The 15,302-nt window shown below is 71.7% G+C and carries 17 protein-coding genes; 7 read left to right on the top strand and 10 right to left on the bottom strand.

From position 1 onward, the window contains the following. Positions 1–480 precede the first annotated feature (480 nt). On the top strand, positions 481–1,227 hold the full coding sequence (locus AL2_RS02265) for an IclR family transcriptional regulator (protein ID WP_281181563.1): 747 nt from the start codon (positions 481–483) through the stop codon (positions 1,225–1,227). A gap of 26 nt (positions 1,228–1,253) precedes the next feature. Here the strand turns inward: AL2_RS02265 and AL2_RS02260 are convergent, their stop codons facing one another. Continuing rightward, entirely contained in the window at positions 1,254–1,616 is a 363-nt protein-coding gene (locus AL2_RS02260; RefSeq protein ID WP_067628606.1) for a YkvA family protein, read from the bottom strand. 341 nt (positions 1,617–1,957) lie between these two features. Here AL2_RS02260 and AL2_RS02255 point away from each other — a divergent pair, with 341 nt between their 5' ends. Next, positions 1,958–2,908: an alpha/beta hydrolase gene (locus AL2_RS02255; protein WP_174550804.1), complete on the top strand. Its 951-nt coding sequence runs from the start codon at positions 1,958–1,960 to the stop codon at positions 2,906–2,908. Positions 2,909–2,963: 55 nt separating this feature from the next. Here AL2_RS02255 and AL2_RS39690 read toward each other — a convergent pair whose 3' ends face one another. The 5 genes from AL2_RS39690 to AL2_RS02230 form a co-directional block, all read right to left on the bottom strand. After that, positions 2,964–3,593: a septal ring lytic transglycosylase RlpA family protein gene (locus AL2_RS39690; RefSeq protein ID WP_281181562.1), complete on the bottom strand. Its 630-nt coding sequence runs from the start codon at positions 3,591–3,593 to the stop codon at positions 2,964–2,966. A gap of 473 nt (positions 3,594–4,066) precedes the next feature. After that, positions 4,067–4,822: a hypothetical protein gene (locus AL2_RS02245; protein WP_067628603.1), complete on the bottom strand. Its 756-nt coding sequence runs from the start codon at positions 4,820–4,822 to the stop codon at positions 4,067–4,069. Between the two features lie 259 nt (positions 4,823–5,081). Further along, entirely contained in the window at positions 5,082–6,188 is a 1,107-nt protein-coding gene (locus tag AL2_RS02240) for a ferritin-like domain-containing protein (protein WP_067628601.1), read from the bottom strand. A 214-nt stretch (positions 6,189–6,402) separates the two neighbouring features. Then, on the bottom strand, positions 6,403–7,011 hold the full coding sequence (locus AL2_RS02235) for an LURP-one-related family protein (RefSeq protein WP_245666259.1): 609 nt from the start codon (positions 7,009–7,011) through the stop codon (positions 6,403–6,405). 177 nt (positions 7,012–7,188) lie between these two features. Further along, entirely contained in the window at positions 7,189–7,812 is a 624-nt protein-coding gene (locus AL2_RS02230; RefSeq protein WP_067628600.1) for a TetR/AcrR family transcriptional regulator, read from the bottom strand. A gap of 152 nt (positions 7,813–7,964) precedes the next feature. On the opposite strand from AL2_RS02230, the gene AL2_RS02225 reads away from it, so the two are divergent. From AL2_RS02225 to AL2_RS02210, 4 genes are read left to right on the top strand one after another with little or no spacing between them, the layout of a single operon-like run. Then, a complete protein-coding gene (locus AL2_RS02225; RefSeq protein WP_067628598.1) occupies positions 7,965–9,260 on the top strand; it encodes a GH1 family beta-glucosidase in 1,296 nt (431 codons plus the stop codon). A 20-nt stretch (positions 9,261–9,280) separates the two neighbouring features. Next, the gene (locus tag AL2_RS02220; RefSeq protein WP_067628595.1) at positions 9,281–9,694 is read left to right on the top strand and encodes a MarR family winged helix-turn-helix transcriptional regulator; all 414 of its coding nucleotides are present in this window, start codon (positions 9,281–9,283) and stop codon (positions 9,692–9,694) included. Between the two features lie 43 nt (positions 9,695–9,737). Then, a complete protein-coding gene (locus AL2_RS02215; RefSeq protein ID WP_067628593.1) occupies positions 9,738–11,504 on the top strand; it encodes a protein kinase domain-containing protein in 1,767 nt (588 codons plus the stop codon). Positions 11,505–11,528: 24 nt separating this feature from the next. Continuing rightward, entirely contained in the window at positions 11,529–11,813 is a 285-nt protein-coding gene (locus AL2_RS02210) for a chorismate mutase (protein ID WP_067628591.1), read from the top strand. 8 nt (positions 11,814–11,821) lie between these two features. Here AL2_RS02210 and AL2_RS02205 read toward each other — a convergent pair whose 3' ends face one another. From AL2_RS02205 to AL2_RS02195, 3 genes are all read right to left on the bottom strand, one after another. Next, a complete protein-coding gene (locus tag AL2_RS02205; RefSeq protein ID WP_067628589.1) occupies positions 11,822–12,283 on the bottom strand; it encodes a carboxymuconolactone decarboxylase family protein in 462 nt (153 codons plus the stop codon). Between the two features lie 60 nt (positions 12,284–12,343). Continuing rightward, complete coding sequence (locus tag AL2_RS02200; protein WP_067628588.1) at positions 12,344–12,868, bottom strand: hypothetical protein; 525 nt, start codon at positions 12,866–12,868, stop codon at positions 12,344–12,346. Between the two features lie 102 nt (positions 12,869–12,970). Further along, on the bottom strand, positions 12,971–14,191 hold the full coding sequence (locus tag AL2_RS02195) for an ROK family transcriptional regulator (RefSeq protein ID WP_067628584.1): 1,221 nt from the start codon (positions 14,189–14,191) through the stop codon (positions 12,971–12,973). Positions 14,192–14,308: 117 nt separating this feature from the next. On the opposite strand from AL2_RS02195, the gene AL2_RS02190 reads away from it, so the two are divergent. Beyond that, positions 14,309–14,506 (top strand): hypothetical protein, encoded by a 198-nt coding sequence (locus AL2_RS02190; protein ID WP_067628582.1) that lies wholly within the window; start codon positions 14,309–14,311, stop codon positions 14,504–14,506. A 20-nt stretch (positions 14,507–14,526) separates the two neighbouring features. Here the strand turns inward: AL2_RS02190 and AL2_RS02185 are convergent, their stop codons facing one another. Further along, entirely contained in the window at positions 14,527–15,150 is a 624-nt protein-coding gene (locus AL2_RS02185; protein ID WP_067630076.1) for a DoxX family membrane protein, read from the bottom strand. Positions 15,151–15,302: the final 152 nt, after the last annotated feature.

The raw sequence follows: 15,302 nt of genomic DNA, 5'->3' as shown, positions 1-15,302 counted from the left end.
AGGGGGCAGCGGAGCCGGTGGGCGGAATCGGGCAGGCAGCCTGGAGAGTGCCGCGTCCAGGAAAGGGGGCGTTCGGCGGTGAGGCGCAGGGCCGTGTTGTGAGCGACGCCGTCTTCGGCGTGGACGCGGACCGTGTAGGTCAGGGCGTAGTCCGGTCCGGTGGTGGTGACCTTGGAGGTCGTGATGTCCATCAGCAACTGGACGGCGGGCTGCTCGGCCTCGGCGGACGTGCTCGCCAGCGTCAGTGGCGCGGCCAGTGCGGCACCGGCCGCGATGGCGCCCCAGCGTGTCCTCACCGTTCCCCCCCAGCGGTCTCCTGCATGGCTGCCAGGGGGGCGGCGCCGTGGCGCCGGGCACAGACTGTTATTGCCACGTCGCGCGGGCGAGTAACGTGCATCACTCTGGCAACCACCCCTCTTTCGCACAGTGAAATCGGTTCTCCGTAGAATCGGGTGGGTTGCGAGGGAGAGGAGACCCGGGGTGGCGGAGGCCGTTCGGTCGCTGGAGCGCGCGTTCGACCTGCTGGAGCATCTGGCGGACGCGGGGGGCGAGATGGCGCTGTCGGAGCTGACGGAGGTCTCCGGGCTGCCTATGCCGACGATCTACCGGCTGATGCGGACGCTGGTGAACCAGGGTTACGTGCGGCAGGAGCCGTCCAAGCGCTACGCCCTGGGCCCGCGGCTCGTCCGGCTGGGCGAGGGCGCGAGCCGGCTGCTCGGCACGTGGGCGCGGCCGGTGCTGGCCCGGCTGGTGGACGAAATCGGCGAGACGGCCAACATGGCGGTACTCGAAGGCGACGAGGCCGTCTACGTCGCGCAGGTGCCGTCCAAGCATTCGATGCGCATGTTCACCGAGGTGGGACGGCGCGTACAACCGCATTGCACCGGTGTAGGGAAGGCGCTGCTGTCGCAACTGCCCGATCAGCGGGTGCGGGAGATCCTGGCGCGGACCGGCATGGACGCGCACACCCCCAAGACCTTCACCGACCCCGACGCGCTCCTGGCGGAGCTGCGGCGGATCCGCGAGCGGGGCTACGCGCTGGACGACGAGGAGCAGGAGATCGGTGTCCGCTGCGTCGCGGTGCCGCTGCCCGGGGCGCCGGCGCTGACGGCGATCTCGGTCTCCGGCCCGTCCGGACGCATGACGCGCGAGGCCGTCCCGGACGTCGTGCCCATCATGCGGGACGCCGCCGAGCGGTTCGCGAAAGAGCTGAGCCCGGCCACGTGACGCGGCCGGGCCTCAGGTGACGCGGGTCAGTCGACGGGTTCGCCGACGATGACGGTGGGCCGGCCGCCGCGCTCCCAGGTGACGAAGTCGCCCGCGGACTTGACGAGCAGGGCGGCCAGCCACAGGGCCAGGCCGGTGTCGTCGGCGATGCCCGCGATCGGGATCACGTCGGGAATGGCGTCGATCGGGGAGACGATGTAGACGAGCCCCAGGGCGAGCAGTCCGAGCGTCCCGAAGGACATGCCCTTGTACCGCCCGCGCAGGACCGACTTCAGCATCCGGGGGACGGCGCGTACCCGCGTCCAGAGCCCCGGGGCGTCGGGCTGAAGTGTCTCGCTGTAGATCTGCCACGCCTGCCCGGCGGCGGCCGCACTGCGCTTCCTGTCCACAGGCACTCCTCGTCCGAACGTTCGGAGGGCGCGCCCCCGCGGCGCCCACGCATAACTAGGACGCGACGTCTGCCGGAAATGTTCCCTCACCTCGGGCATGAGGCGGGAGTCACAGGCGCCGCGCCGGAGGCGGTGCCGGAATGATCGCGGAGGATGCCTGCAAAACATCGCGCCGCGGTTCCATCCGGGTTACCTGAGGTGAGTCCTTCATCACTCTCCTGGACGACCTGCGGCGTTTCACGGCGTGTTCCCTCGCGCGCACTGCGAGCATGGGCCCGCGGGCGCCTCCCCCAGCACGACCGGCACGGCCCGTCGAGCATCGCAGGAGCTGACGAACCGACATGAGCGGCGACCCTACGCACCGTCCCGTCCACGGCGTCGCGGCAGGCGACGCCTACGTCGCGCTGCCGCCGACCGCGGTCGACGCGGCCGCCTCGGGCCCGACCCGGCTGATCGCGGCCTGGCCGGGTTTCGACCCGCCCCGCACGGCGGCCGCACTCGCGGCGGCGGTCCCGATGACCGGCGTGCCGGTGTGGCGGGTCTTCCTCGACCTGCCGGGACGCTCGCCCGGCGGGCTCGGCTCGGGCGCGATCCTGGAGACCGAGGCCATCGAGCTGTACTGCGCGGCGGTGGAGAGCGCCGTCGAGCGGCTGCCCGGCGCCCTCGCGGAGATCCGCCGCGACCTCGCGCTCCCGGACGGCCCCGTCGCCCTGGCCGGCTTCAGCGCGGGCGCCGCCGCCGCGCTGCTGGCCGTGCTGCGCGGCGCGGTGCCGGTGAGCACCGCCGCGCTCGTGGCGCCCGTCGTCGCCCCGGCGCGGGCCGCGCGGGCGGTGGAGAAGCGGTCCGGCCGCGACCGGGACTGGACGGCGCACGCCGCCGGCCTCGCCGACCGGCTCGACCTCGGCTCCCTCGCCTCCGGGCTCGCCGGGCGGGACGTCCCGACGCTGCTCATCGGCGGCGCGAAGGACCGCGTCGTCCCCGCGCGGGAGATCACGTCCCTGCGCGACGCCCTGCGCGGGCACGGCACCGGGCCGGTCGAGTCCGCCACGTTCCGCATGGGGCACGCGCTGGCCGCCGAGCCCGGCACCGAGCCCCGCCCGCCGATCACCGAGGCCGTCCAGGTGGACACCGCCCTCACCGACTGGTTCCGCGACCACCTGGCCCGCCCGCTGACCGACCGGGCCGCCGGCCCGCCCGCCGACGCGGACCCGGTGCCGGACCAGGCGGGCGATGGCGATCCGGCCGGCGGGGCGCCGGCCGGCGATCTGCACGGGGCCTGGGCCGCGAGGTGAAACGCCCGGCGGGCGCGGTTCGGCGCCCGCCGGGCGGGTGGTGGATCCACACGGATCAGCCGCGGGACAGGACCTCGTAGCGGACGGGGATCACGCCCGCCCCGGTACCGCCGACCTTCTTCATCGCGGCCCTGGACAGGTCCAGGCAGCGGCCGCCCGCGTACGGGCCCCGGTCGTTGATGCGGACGGTGACCGACCGGCCGTTGTTCTTGTTCGTCACGCGGACCTTGGAGCCCATCGGCAGCGTCTTGTGCGCGGCCGTCAGCTCGCTCGGGTCGAAGCGCTCACCGCTCGCCGTCATCTGGCCCTCCCAGTAGTAGGAGGCCTCGCAGGAGCCCGAGTCGATCACCTTGTCGTGCTTCTTCCCGGTCTTCTTCTTCGGCTTCGCCAGGTGCGCCGCCTTGGTGTCGGACTTGTGAGCCTTCTTCTTCGCGGACTCGGTCGGCGACGGTTCCGGTGCGCGCGGCTCGCCGCGGCTCGCCCGCGGCGGATCGGCGTTCGGCCGGCCGGCCAGCGGGTCGGCGGGCGGTGGCGCGGTCTGCGCGGCCTGCGCCGATCTTGCGGATCCGCCGTTGTTGGCCAGCGCGAACGCGCTCGCCGCCAGGACGGCGACGGCGGCGGCTCCGGAGACGATCAGGATGGTACGAAGGCGTGTTCGCAGAAGACGCCTGACAGGGCTACCCACAGATGGGTCCTTTGTTCGGGGACAGGGCCCCGGACGCCCGGCTCATCTCACGGCGCGCTCGGGCGACCTCGTTCGTCCCCGAGTCGTTCGCCGCCCGCGGGTCCTCGCCCGCTCGTCTCCGCGCCGCTCTCTCGCGTGCGCGTCCGCGTCATCGCGGTCCGGCGTCCGGCACGTGCGGCTGGAAAGGCATCTTCACTTTTGATCAGAAGTGCCGCACAAGTCCTTGACCGTACGTTGCGTGTCGCGTGAATCAAGACGTAGGGCCCTAGTTTGTGGGGTTTGTCACCCTAGTCTTTGCGCTGGGGAGTTGACCGGCTCCATGCGGTAACTGGGTTTGTAGATCTTCTTTACTCGCCATTGAAGGTGTGATCTCGGACATATAACAATCGCTTGCTCGGCAAACGGAACGGGGCGTTCCGCACATGCCATCGCATGTGCGGAACGCCCCGTGAGCGCGGCGGAGAGTGTGCGCGTCACCCGATCCCGGGCAGCGCGGGCAGCGCGGGGAGCCCGAGCGCGGCCGCGTCGGGCATGGACAGCGGGCCGTCCGATCCCGGGCCGCTCGCCGGGCGCGCGGCCCGCTCCTTGGCCTTGAGCACGTCCACGACCCGCCCGACGCCCTGCTCCGGCTGGTCGAGGTTCGCGCCGGCCTTGTTCACGGTGCCGTTCGCCTTCCCGAGGACGTCGTCGGACGGCACCGGCGTGGCGTGCCGGGCCCCCGCCGGGAACAGCCCGGAGCCGACCGGCAGCCCGCCGGGCTGCGCCGAGCCGAGCACGGGCGGCACGGCCGGCAGATCCGCGGGAAGCGCCATGCTCACCGGCATGTCGGCGCGGCGGGCGCCCAGGCAGTCACCCTTGGCCAGGCCGCCCAGCGGGGTCCGGCCGACGGCGGGCAGCGGCGTCTCCGGCAGGCCCGCGCCGGTCTTCGAGTTGACCGTCCTGCCCGGGTTCAGCTTGCAGCGGTCGGCTCCGGGGCGGACGCGGGACGTCCCCGGGGCGGCGCGGAGGACGCCGTCGACGGCGCCGGTGACCGTCTCGGCGGTCTGGCCGCCGGTCCGCACGACCGGGTCAGGGAGCGTCCGGGTGACCGGGTAGGCAGCGGCGGCGGTGTCGTAGAGGAACGCGGTGGACGGGCCCGGCGCGGCGTTCGCGGGCGCGGCCGCTACGGCGAGCGCGGCGAGCGGAGCGAGGGCGGCGACGCCCAGCAGGACTCTGGCTGATCGGTTCATTCTTTCCCCCGGGGTTTTTTCGGCTTTGACCCTGCACGTGCTGTGCGCCCGCTCGGGTGGTAGAACGGTGCACCGTCGAGCGGGGACATTAGTACAGCCCGGGGTCCGGCACGGCGAATTCGAGAATCCATGGGTAAACCCCGGAAAGATCTCTCGAATTGATCGGCGACATTCCGCCGTACGCGAAAAGAACGACAATGTCCGACAAAAGGCGAAGCGGGGGCGCCCAGTGGGACGCCCCCGCCTGACCGGGTGCCGGCTACTCGGCCGTGCCGAGCGAGATGGCCTCGTCGACCTCGCCCTTGCGCGCCGCGAGCTCGGCCGCGTACTTCTCCTCGTCGACCTTCTCGGCGATCTCCTCGTCCTGCTTCATGAGCGCCTCGAGGTCGGCCTTGGCGTTGTCGAGAACGCCCATGTCCTGGTAGGCGGCCTGCACCTTGTCGCCCCAGAGGCCCACGTCCCGGACGCACGGGACGATACGGCTGAACAGCAGCGACTGATAGAGGGTGTACATATCGGAGTTGTCGACGAACTCCATGCACTTGTCGACGGGCATGTCGAGCTGCTCGAAGATCTCGCGTCCCTTGAACCGGTCGCGCATCAGGTAGCAGCCCTCGACGACGAACTCCTCGCGCTCGGCCCGCTCCTTGTCGGTGAGCTCGGCGTAGTAGTCCTTGAGCGCGAGCCGCCCGAACGCGACGTGCCGCGCCTCGTCCTGCATGACGTACGCGAGCAGCTGCTTGACCAGCGGGTTCGTCGACATGTCGCGGTACAGCCCGAACGCGGCGAGGGCGAGGCCCTCGATGAGGACCTGCATGCCGAGGTAGGGGAGGTCCCAGCGGCTGTCCTCCAGCGACTCGGCGAGCAGCTTCGCCAGGTCCTGGTTGATCGGGTAGTACATGCCGATCTTCTCGTGCACGAACTTCGTGTAGAGCTCGACGTGCCGCGCCTCGTCCATGGTCTGGGTCGCGGCGTAGAACTTCGAGTCCAGGTCGGGGACGGACTGGACGATGCGCGCCGACACGTTCAGCGCGCCCTGCTCGCCGTGCAGGAACTGGCTGAACAGCCACGATCCCTGGTGGCGGCCGAACTCGTCCCGCTCCTTCTGCGACATCTTCTCCCAGATGTCGGACCCGAAGAGGGGGTTGAAGTTCTCCGGCAGGCCGGCGACGTTGATCGGGTCGACCTCAAGGTCCCAGTCGATGCGCTTCTGCGCGTCCCACTGCTTGTCCTTGCCCTTCTGGTACAGGTTCAGCAGCCGGTCGCGTCCTTCGTCGTACTCCCAGGTGAAGCGGGTGTCGCCCGCCATGGGGACGTTCCACGTCTCGGTCGGGACCGGGGTGGAGTAGAGGTCAAAGGAACTCACGGGGGGATCCTCCTCCAGGCGTTGCGCCGCGCCCTCGCGACGCCGGTTGCACCGCCCATGGCTTTACATACCTTAGTAACATGTAAAGCGCGCGGAAACCAGCGTCAAGCGGGAACCAAGCGCTGGAAAAGCCGTCGCCCGCACCCCTGCACGGGGAGGCGGGCGACGGCTGAACCCGTCCACGCGGACGGCGTCACGCCTGCGAAAGGGCAGGTCAGCGCGACTGGAGGGCGTCGAGGCCGACGGCCTGGGCGATGACCAGGCGCCGGTCGAGACGCTGGTCCTTGATGTCGACGGTGTACCGGTCGCGGAAGCCGAACTTCTTCTCCACCGAGAAGACGACCTGGTCACCGGCGTAGAAGTCGAAGTGGTACGGCCACGCGAACGGCAGGCTGTCCACGTACGGGATGATCTGCCAGACCCGCCGCAGGACCGCCACGAACTTGTTGCGCTCGGAGCCCGTGGTCACGCCGAGGCCCGGCTGCTCCAGATGCCAGGTCGACGCCAGCAGCGACTTCTTGAAGTCCTTGCGGAAGACCCCGATGGGCTGGCCGTGCGCGTCCGTGATGTCGTAGGCGGAGGCCAGGTCGATGCGCTTGCGCGCCTTGAACCCGAGGATCGGACGCGTCTTGGAGTCGTCCGAGTACAGGGTGACCTGTTCCTTGAACGCCAGCCGCTTCTGCTGGGCGAAGGCGAGCAGCTCGCCCTCCCCGCCGCCGGGCGCCTCGGCGTGCACCTCGTACTGGTTCACCATCAGGCGCACCCGCTGCCGGATCAGCAGCCTGTTCTGCGCTTGGAGTCTCTCTTCGTCCAGCGAACTCACCCGTTCTGTCGCGTTGTGCGGTGGGAGTCTGCCACAGCGCGTCCGCTCCATCCCGGGTTTTCCAGGAGTACAGCCCCAACCACCGCATCTTGGACGAAACCACCCCATCCGCGGTTCCGGCCCGGCGGGGCGGGCGCGGTGCGGTCTCGGGGCGGGGTGGGGTGGGGTGGGGCCGGGTCAGGACTCCTGGATGTGGTCGGCCAGGTAGCCGTGTATCAAGCGCTCCGCCTCGGCGAGGATCTCCGGATCGCCGTCCGGGCTGCGGCGGAACGCCATCTTCAGGACGGCGTCGCCGGCCTCGACCGAGATGGCGAGCGCGGTGGCGAGGCCGGGGGTGTCCTGGATGCCGAACGTCTCGACGATCATCGTGCGCAGCCGGTCGGCGACCACCGCGTTGTTGTCGGCGTCGGAGTCGAGCAGGTTGACGTCGGCGACGTCGCCGAACCGCAGCACCCGGAAGCCGGGGACGGTGCGGTGCATCTCCACGAAGATCTCGATGATCGCGCCGACCGTGTCGGACCAGGCGCCGAAGCCGCCCTCGGCGAGCCGGGCCGAGATGCGGTCGCCGAACTCCTCCAGGTTGCGCAGCGCGAGGGCCTGCGCGACCGCGCGCTTGTCGGGGAAGAACTGGTACACCGAGCCGATCGCCACCTCGGCGCGCTGCGCGATGCGCGTCGTGGTGAGGCCGTCGTAGCCGTCCTCGTCGAGGATCTCCGCGCAGGCGTCGAGCATCCGCTGGACGCGTTCGGCGCTGCGGCGCTGGGCTGGGCGGCGGCGGAGCGGGGTACGGATCTCGGTCACCCCGCCATTGTCCCCCGGACGGGAGGGTGCCCCGCATGCATGGCCTGGCGTTCGGCACCCCGGGGCCACCGGAGTCTTCCGCCCGCACCACCCCCCGACTAATATCCGAAAGCTATTCGCATTTTGGCCGGCACGCGGGGAGGGGAACTGCCATGGGGCTTCCAGACGGCTTCCGATGGGGCGTCGCCACCGCCGCCTACCAGATCGAGGGCGCGGTGGACGAGGACGGGCGGGGACCGTCCACCTGGGACACCTTCGCGCACACGCCGGGACGCGTCCGGGACGGCCACACCGGCGACATCGCCTGCGACCACTACCACCGGTGGCCCGAGGACGTCGCGCTGATGTCGGGTCTCGGGGTCGGCTCCTACCGGTTCTCGATCGCGTGGCCGCGCGTACAGCCGTCCGGGAACGGCCCGGTCAACGCCAAGGGCCTCGACTTCTACGAGCGGCTCGTCGACGGGCTGCTCGCCGCCGGCATCGCGCCCGCCGCCACCCTCTACCACTGGGACCTCCCGCAGCCGCTCGAAGACGCCGGCGGCTGGATGGAACGCGACACCGCCTACCGGTTCGCCGAATTCTCCTACCTGGTGGCCGAGCGACTCGCCGACCGCGTGGACATGTGGATAACCCTGAACGAGCCCGTGGTCGTCATGGCCTACGGCTACGCGTTCGGCGTCTACGCGCCCGGCCGGGCCCTCATGATGGACGCGCTCCCCACCGCGCACCACCAGCTCCTCGCCCACGGCCTCTCCGTGAACGCGCTGCGCAGCCGGGGCGCCCGCGCCGTCGGGCTGACGAACCACTACTCCCCCGCGTGGGCCGCGTCCCCCGGAGACCAGCCGGCCGCCGACGCGTTCGACGCGTTCATGAACCGGCTGTTCACCGACCCCGTGCTGCTCGGCCGCTACCCCGCCCTGATCGGGGACGCGCCGTACATCCGCTCGGAGGACCTGACGGTCATCGCCTCGCCCATCGACTTCCTGGGCGTGAACTACTACCACCCGACGCGGGTGGCGAACGCGTCCGAGGGGCCGCTGCCCTTCGACATCGTGGACATCACCGAGTACCCGACCACGGGGATGGGCTGGCCGATCGTCCCGGACGCGTTCCTGTCACTGCTCCGTACGCTCGACACCAGGTACGACCTGCCGCCCCTCTACATCACTGAGAACGGGTGCTCGTTCCAGGACGAGATCGGTCCGGACGGAGTGGTGGACGACTCGTCCCGCATCGAGTTCCTGGACGCCCACATCAAGGCCATGCGCACGGCCATCGACGAGGGCATCGATATCCGCGGCTACTACGCGTGGTCGCTCCTGGACAACTTCGAATGGGCCGAGGGGTACCACCCGCGCTTCGGGCTCGTCCACGTCGACTACGAGACGCAGAAGCGCACGCCGAAGAAGTCCTACGCCTGGTACAGGGACCTCATCGCGTCGTCCTGACCCCGCTCTAAGCTGGGCACATGGCCGTCGAAGGACAAGTCCTGGGGAGAGCGGTCGAGCAGGCCCAGCACCGGCAGCACCGGATGCTCGACAGCAGGCTCGCCGCAATCGGCACCACGCTGGCGCAATGGGACGCGCTGCGGGCGATCGGCCGGTCGCCGGGAGCGTCCGCCCGGGCCCTGGCCGCGGACACGTTCCAGAGCGAGCAGGCGTTCGGGACGCTCGCCGGGCGCCTCACCGCCCAGCACCTCATCGACCGGTGCCCCGGACGCGGGCGGAGCATCGAGCACCACCTCACGCCCGCCGGCGAGAAGGTCCTGGCGGACGGGCACGCCGTCGCCGACGACGTCCTCGCCGAGTTCTTCGCCCCGCTGTCCGACGGCGAGCGGGCGACCCTCCTCGACCTGCTGCTGCGGCTCGGCCGGGCGGAGTGACGCCGATAGTCTGCTCTCTCCGTTTTCATCGGGGAGGTCATGAATGCCGGAGACCCGTCCGCTGCGCGCCAACGATCCCCGTGAGGTCGGCGGGTTCCGGTTGGCCTCCCGCATCGGTGAAGGCGCCCAGGGCACCGTCTACCTGGGCGAGTCGGACACCGGGCAGCGCGTCGCGGTCAAGCTCCTGCACGCCGACTTCGGGCGGGACCCCCGCGCCCGCACCGCCTTCGAGCGGGAACTGGCCGCGGCCCGGCGGGTCGCGCCGTTCTGCACCGCGCGCATCCTCGCCGCCGCGGCCGACGACGACCTCCCGCACATCATCACCGAGTACGTGGCCGGGCCGTCGCTCAAGGACCTGATCGCCGAGCGGGGCGCCGCGTCCTCCGACGAGCAGGTCAGGCTGGCCATCGGCACCGCCACGGCGCTGGCGGCGATCCACGAGGCGGGCGTCGTCCACCGCGACTTCAAACCGGCGAACGTGCTGCTCGGCCCGGACGGCCCGAAGGTCATCGACTTCGGCATCGCCCGGCCGCTCGACGCCACGTCCGCCACCATGACCGGCGCCGTCGGCACGCCCGCCTACATGGCGCCCGAGCAGGTCTCGGGGTCGCCCGGCGGCGCACCGGTGGACATGTTCGCGTGGGGCTGCACGATGGCGTTCGCCGCCAACGGTGTGCCGCCGTTCGGCACCGACTCCGTCCCGGCGATCATGCAGCGCATCCTGTACGGGGAGCCGGAGCTGGGCGCGCTGACCGACCGGCTGCGCGACCTGGTGGCGTCCTGCCTGGCCAAGGACCCGGCGGCCCGCCTCACCGCCACCCAGGTCCTCCAGCGCCTCCTCGGCATCGGGCCGGACGCCGACCTCCTCGCCGAAGGCACCTCCGCCGCCGGCGCCCCGTCCGGCGCCGGTCCGCTGCCGGGCGCCGGTCCGCTGCCGGTCGGCTGGGCGCCGCCGGGCGCCTGGCCGGGTACCGGAACGCCGGGTGCCGCCGCCGGGCCGCCGCCGGGCATGCCGGCACCGCACAACGCCGGGACGCTGCCGGGCGCCGGACGGGCACCCGGCGCAGGGATGCCCGGCGGGTTCCCTCCCGCGGGGAGCGGACGCGCGGCGGGTGGACGGCCGCTGCTGGTCGTCGGGGCGGCGGCGGCCGGAGTGCTCCTGGTGGTGGGCGGGCTCGCCACCGCGCTCTTGGTCAAGAACGGCGGGGAGAAGGCCCGCGAGCCGGTCGTGCGGACCCAGGCCGCGGCGGCGACGTGCGACTATCCGCCCGCGTCGGGCAAGGGCGCCAAGTCCGTCGGGACGCCGCCGGTCCGCGTGCCGGACGCGCAGCCGACCAGTGCCACCATCAGGACGAACCTGGGCACGCTGGAACTGAAGCTGGATCCCGCGGCGGCGCCCTGCACGGTGAACTCGCTGGCCTTCCTCGTGAGCAAGGGCTTCTACGACGGCACGTCCTGCCACCGCCTGACGACGAACCCCACCTTGAAGGTGCTCCAGTGCGGCGACCCGACCGGCACCGGGACGGGAGGGCCGTCCTACATGTTCGACAACGAGAACACGTCCGGCGCGTCCTACGCCAGGGGGACGGTGGCGATGGCCAACGCGGGGCCGAACACCAACGGCAGCCAGTTCTTCATCCTCTACGGGGACGCACCCGACCTTCCGTCCGACTACCCAGTGTTCGGGCAGATCAGGTCCGGCATGGACATCATCGACCAGATCGCCAAGAAGGGCGTGAAGGGCGGCGGTGACGACGGCCAACCCGCACAGAAGGTCACGATCACCCAGTTCACCACTTCGGCGACATAGCCCCCGCCATGGGAGCATCGACCCATGGAATCGCTGGCCGAGGTGCGTGCCCGGATCGACGGGATCGACGGTGAGCTCGTCCGGCTGCTGGCCGAGCGGCAGGGACTGGTGCGTGCCGCCGCCGCCTTCAAGACCGACGAGCAGGCCGTCCGCGCCCCCGACCGGGTGGAGCGGGTCGTCGCCCTGGCCCGGCGGCGCGCGGCGGACGCCGGCCTGGCGCCCGAGGTCGCCGAGGCCGTGTGGCGGGCGATGATCGCCGCGTTCATCGACCTTGAGCTGGAAGAGCACGCGGGCGGACGCCCGTCCTGACGGAGTGATCAGTCCCAGGTGGCCCCGGCGGGCTCCCCGATGGTCGTGTTGATGCGGTTGAACAGGTTCGTCAGCGAGATCACGAGGATGAGGGCCGACAGCCGCCGCTCGTCGAAGTGGCCGGTGACCTCGTCCCACAGGTCGTCCGGGACCGACGGCGCGGAGCGGTCGGCGAGCCGGGTGACGTGCTCGGTGAGGTCCAGCGCCGCCCGCTCGGCGGCCGTGAAGAACGGCGCGTCCCGCCAGGCCGCGACAGCCGCCATCCGCTCGGCGGTCTCACCGGCCATGATCAGGTTGTGGACGTGCCCGTACGCGCAGGCACCGCACCCGTTGATCTGGCTGACGCGCAGCGAGACCAGTTCCTGCAGCTCGTGCGTCAGACCGCCCGCGTTGATGGCCTGTATCAGGCACCCGATGCCCTCCATCGCGCTGGGCAGGACGTGGGCCGGGTTCTTCATCCGCGCTTCCATGGCTTCTCCTTCAAGCGGTCCGACACATGGGCGACGGACCGCACCGGACGCGATGTGACATCACGCCGCGGCCGGCACACCGCGCACGGTGCGGCGGCGGCAGTAGTGGACGGTCAGGATCGCCAGCAGCGGCCCCCAGGCGAGGAAGGGCGCGTAGGCGAGCGTCATCACCGTTCCGGCGAAACCGCGGGGGCTGTCGCTGTCGGCCATCGCGTCCGTCCAGCCGGAGGCCCCGGTCAGGCCGATGAGCGTGACCGCCACCGCCCCCAGCGACGCGGCGCCCACGGCGAACGGCACGGGCACCCGGCGCCCGCCGACCAGCGGGAACCAGTGCGGGAACACCTCGCCCCAGGGCCGGACCAGGCCGAACGCGAGCAGGGCGAAGAGTTCGGCGACGGTGCTGAGCGCGAAGACGTACGGGGTGCCGATCGGATGCGGGAAGTCGGCGAGCGCGCTGCCCTCCGCGAACCCCATCGGCACGCCGAGGCCCAGAGCGATCCGCCACAGGCCGGACGGCAGCACGGTGAACGGGACGGCGTGGGCGACCCATTCGGCCCATCGGGGCACAGGACGGGCGGTGGTCATGGAGTCCTCCTTGATCGGCAGGACTTCATGCTCATCTGACCGCCCCGCCCGGCACGTCCCCCTAGGGAGCCGCGGCCTTCCCCCGCGTGGGGGAACCCGGCGCTACGCGTTCTCGGCGCCGAGAACGCCCAGGGGATCGGCCAGCAGCGAGGCGAAGCCCAGCTCGGCCGCCCCCGCCAGGGTCGCGTCGTATCCGAGGGCGGCGGTGCGGAGCGCGACGCGCTCGCGGGACACCGGCAGGCCACCGGTCGTCACCCGGTCACGGATGAGAGGCGCCGCCCAGCGGTAGATCTCGCTGAGCATGCCGCCGAAGACGACGGCGCCGGGATTGAACAGGTTGATCAGGTTGACCACGCCGATGCCGAGCCAGCCGCCGACCTGGTCCAGGGCCGCGCGGGCCGCCGGGTCGCCGTCCTCCGCCGCCCGCACGACCGCCCGGACGCCCTCCCGGCCGACCGGGCCGCCGGTGCGCCCGGCCGCCTCCAGCAGCGCCGCCTCGCCCACCTCCGCCTCCAGGCAGCCGCGCGAACCGCAGTTGCAGGGACGGCCGTCGTACGGGTTGACGATCATGTGGCCGAGTTCGGCGGCGTAGCCCTCGTCACCGTCCAGCAGCCGTCCGCCGACGATGATGCCGCCGCCCACCCCGACGTCCCCGTGCAGGTAGACGAGGTTCTGACGGCCGGCGCCCGCACCGCGCACCTGCTCGGCCAGAGCGCCCAGATGCGCCTCGTTGCCGACGTCCACGGGCAGCCCGAGACCCAGTCGCCTACCCAGCTCCGGGCCGACGTCGAGGTCCGTCCACCCCATGGTGGGCGCCAGCCGCACCTTCCCGTCGACGGCCCTGATCAGGCCGCAGTAGGACACGCCGACGCCCACGCACTCCGCTTCCGGCGGGGCGGCGGCCACGAGCGCGTCGCCGAACGCGGCGAGGACGCCGACCACCTCGTCCAGGTCGTCCTGCCCCCTGCGCCGCGGCGCCTCCCGGCGCTCCAGGACCGTGCCGCCGAGCCCGACCCTGGCGGCGGCCAGCCGGTCCACCGCGACGTCGAACGCCAGCACGTACACGCGGCCGGTCTCGGCGCGGACGACCAGCGACGGCCGGCCCGCCCGTCCCGTCCCCGCCGACGGCTCCTCCCGCACCAGCCCCGTCGCGGCGAGCTTGGCGATCAGCGTCAGGATCGTGCTGCGGTTCACGCCCATCCGCTCGGCGAGCTCGGTGCGCGACACCGCCCCGTCTCGGTGCACCTCCCGCAGCACGGCCCCGAGGTTGCGCCGCCGCGTCGACGGCGCGACCTGCCGCGGCGACACGAGAGAGGACGACATGCGTCCCAAGCTACCCAAGGAGCATGCCCCGACCGAGACGGCCGCAGGGACTACAACCGCGCCGGCACGGCGTTGACAGAGGTGGACCCAACCCCTGGGCAGGAAGGACGCTGACCCGTGGCCCTGAGACGACCGGCCTTCCTGCCGTCCATGGACGACCGCGAACGGCAGGCCGAGGCGCGCTCGACGCAGCGCGGCCGTCCCGGCTCCCACTTCGATCACCCGACGGCGAAGAACCTCTTCATCGCCATCCTGATCATCACGGTCGTCGCGCACGTCGTCGGCGGCATCGTCTTCCTCTACATCGGCTTCTGACCAGCGCAGAACGTTTCGATCTAGAGCAGCCAGCGGCTGCTGCGAATGACGGGTAGGCGCGCCCAGGCACGGCCCAGTCCCCAGGTGTTCCCCGCGTACACCGCCGCCAGCACGATCAGCAGTACCGCGTAGACGACGTGGTAGTCGACGATCGGGTTGGTGGACATCGTGGGTTTGCCGTCGGAGGCATGCTGGGCCGGTGGCCACTCGGCCGCCCACATGAACGCCATCAGCACGGTGCCGGCCAGAGCGGCGGGGCGCAGCGCGATGCCCAGTACGACGGCCAGCCCGATCGCGCCCAGCCCGAGCATGAACAGCCAGTCCGCCCAGGTGTCTCCGGCCCAGTTGTGGAAGGACGATTCGAGCGGCCCCACCGCCACGGTGGACAGGAAGCCCCGAGTGGGGGACCCGCCTTCGATCCAGGCCTTCTTGGCGTCGGTCGCGTATCCCCACCCGAAGGTCTTGTCCAGGAACGCCCACACGAACACGAAACCGAGCACCATGCGGGCGATCGCCGCAATGCGCGCCGCCGCGGGAGTCATCACCGCACCGTGGCCGGACGCGGTCTGCGCCACGCTGCGGTCGGGGATCTGCGCCGCTTCCCGGTGGCCTCTGTCCTCGTGTGCGGAATGCTGGGGGGACATCATCGCTGTCCTTCCCGGCGTCCGGTCCTCCCGGACCGTCGGACGTCGACGGTCGCCGCCGGATCGGTCGTCGGCTGTGTCGCGTAGCGCCATGTGATCTAGCTACGCGCCCGTACGCCTGCCCCCCAAGATTCGCTTCACACATGCCTCGG

It is taken from the genome of Actinomadura latina NBRC 106108 (assembly GCF_001552195.1).
GTDB lineage: Bacteria > Actinomycetota > Actinomycetes > Streptosporangiales > Streptosporangiaceae > Spirillospora > Spirillospora latina.
This window is presented reverse-complemented; position numbering and strand designations above follow the sequence as displayed.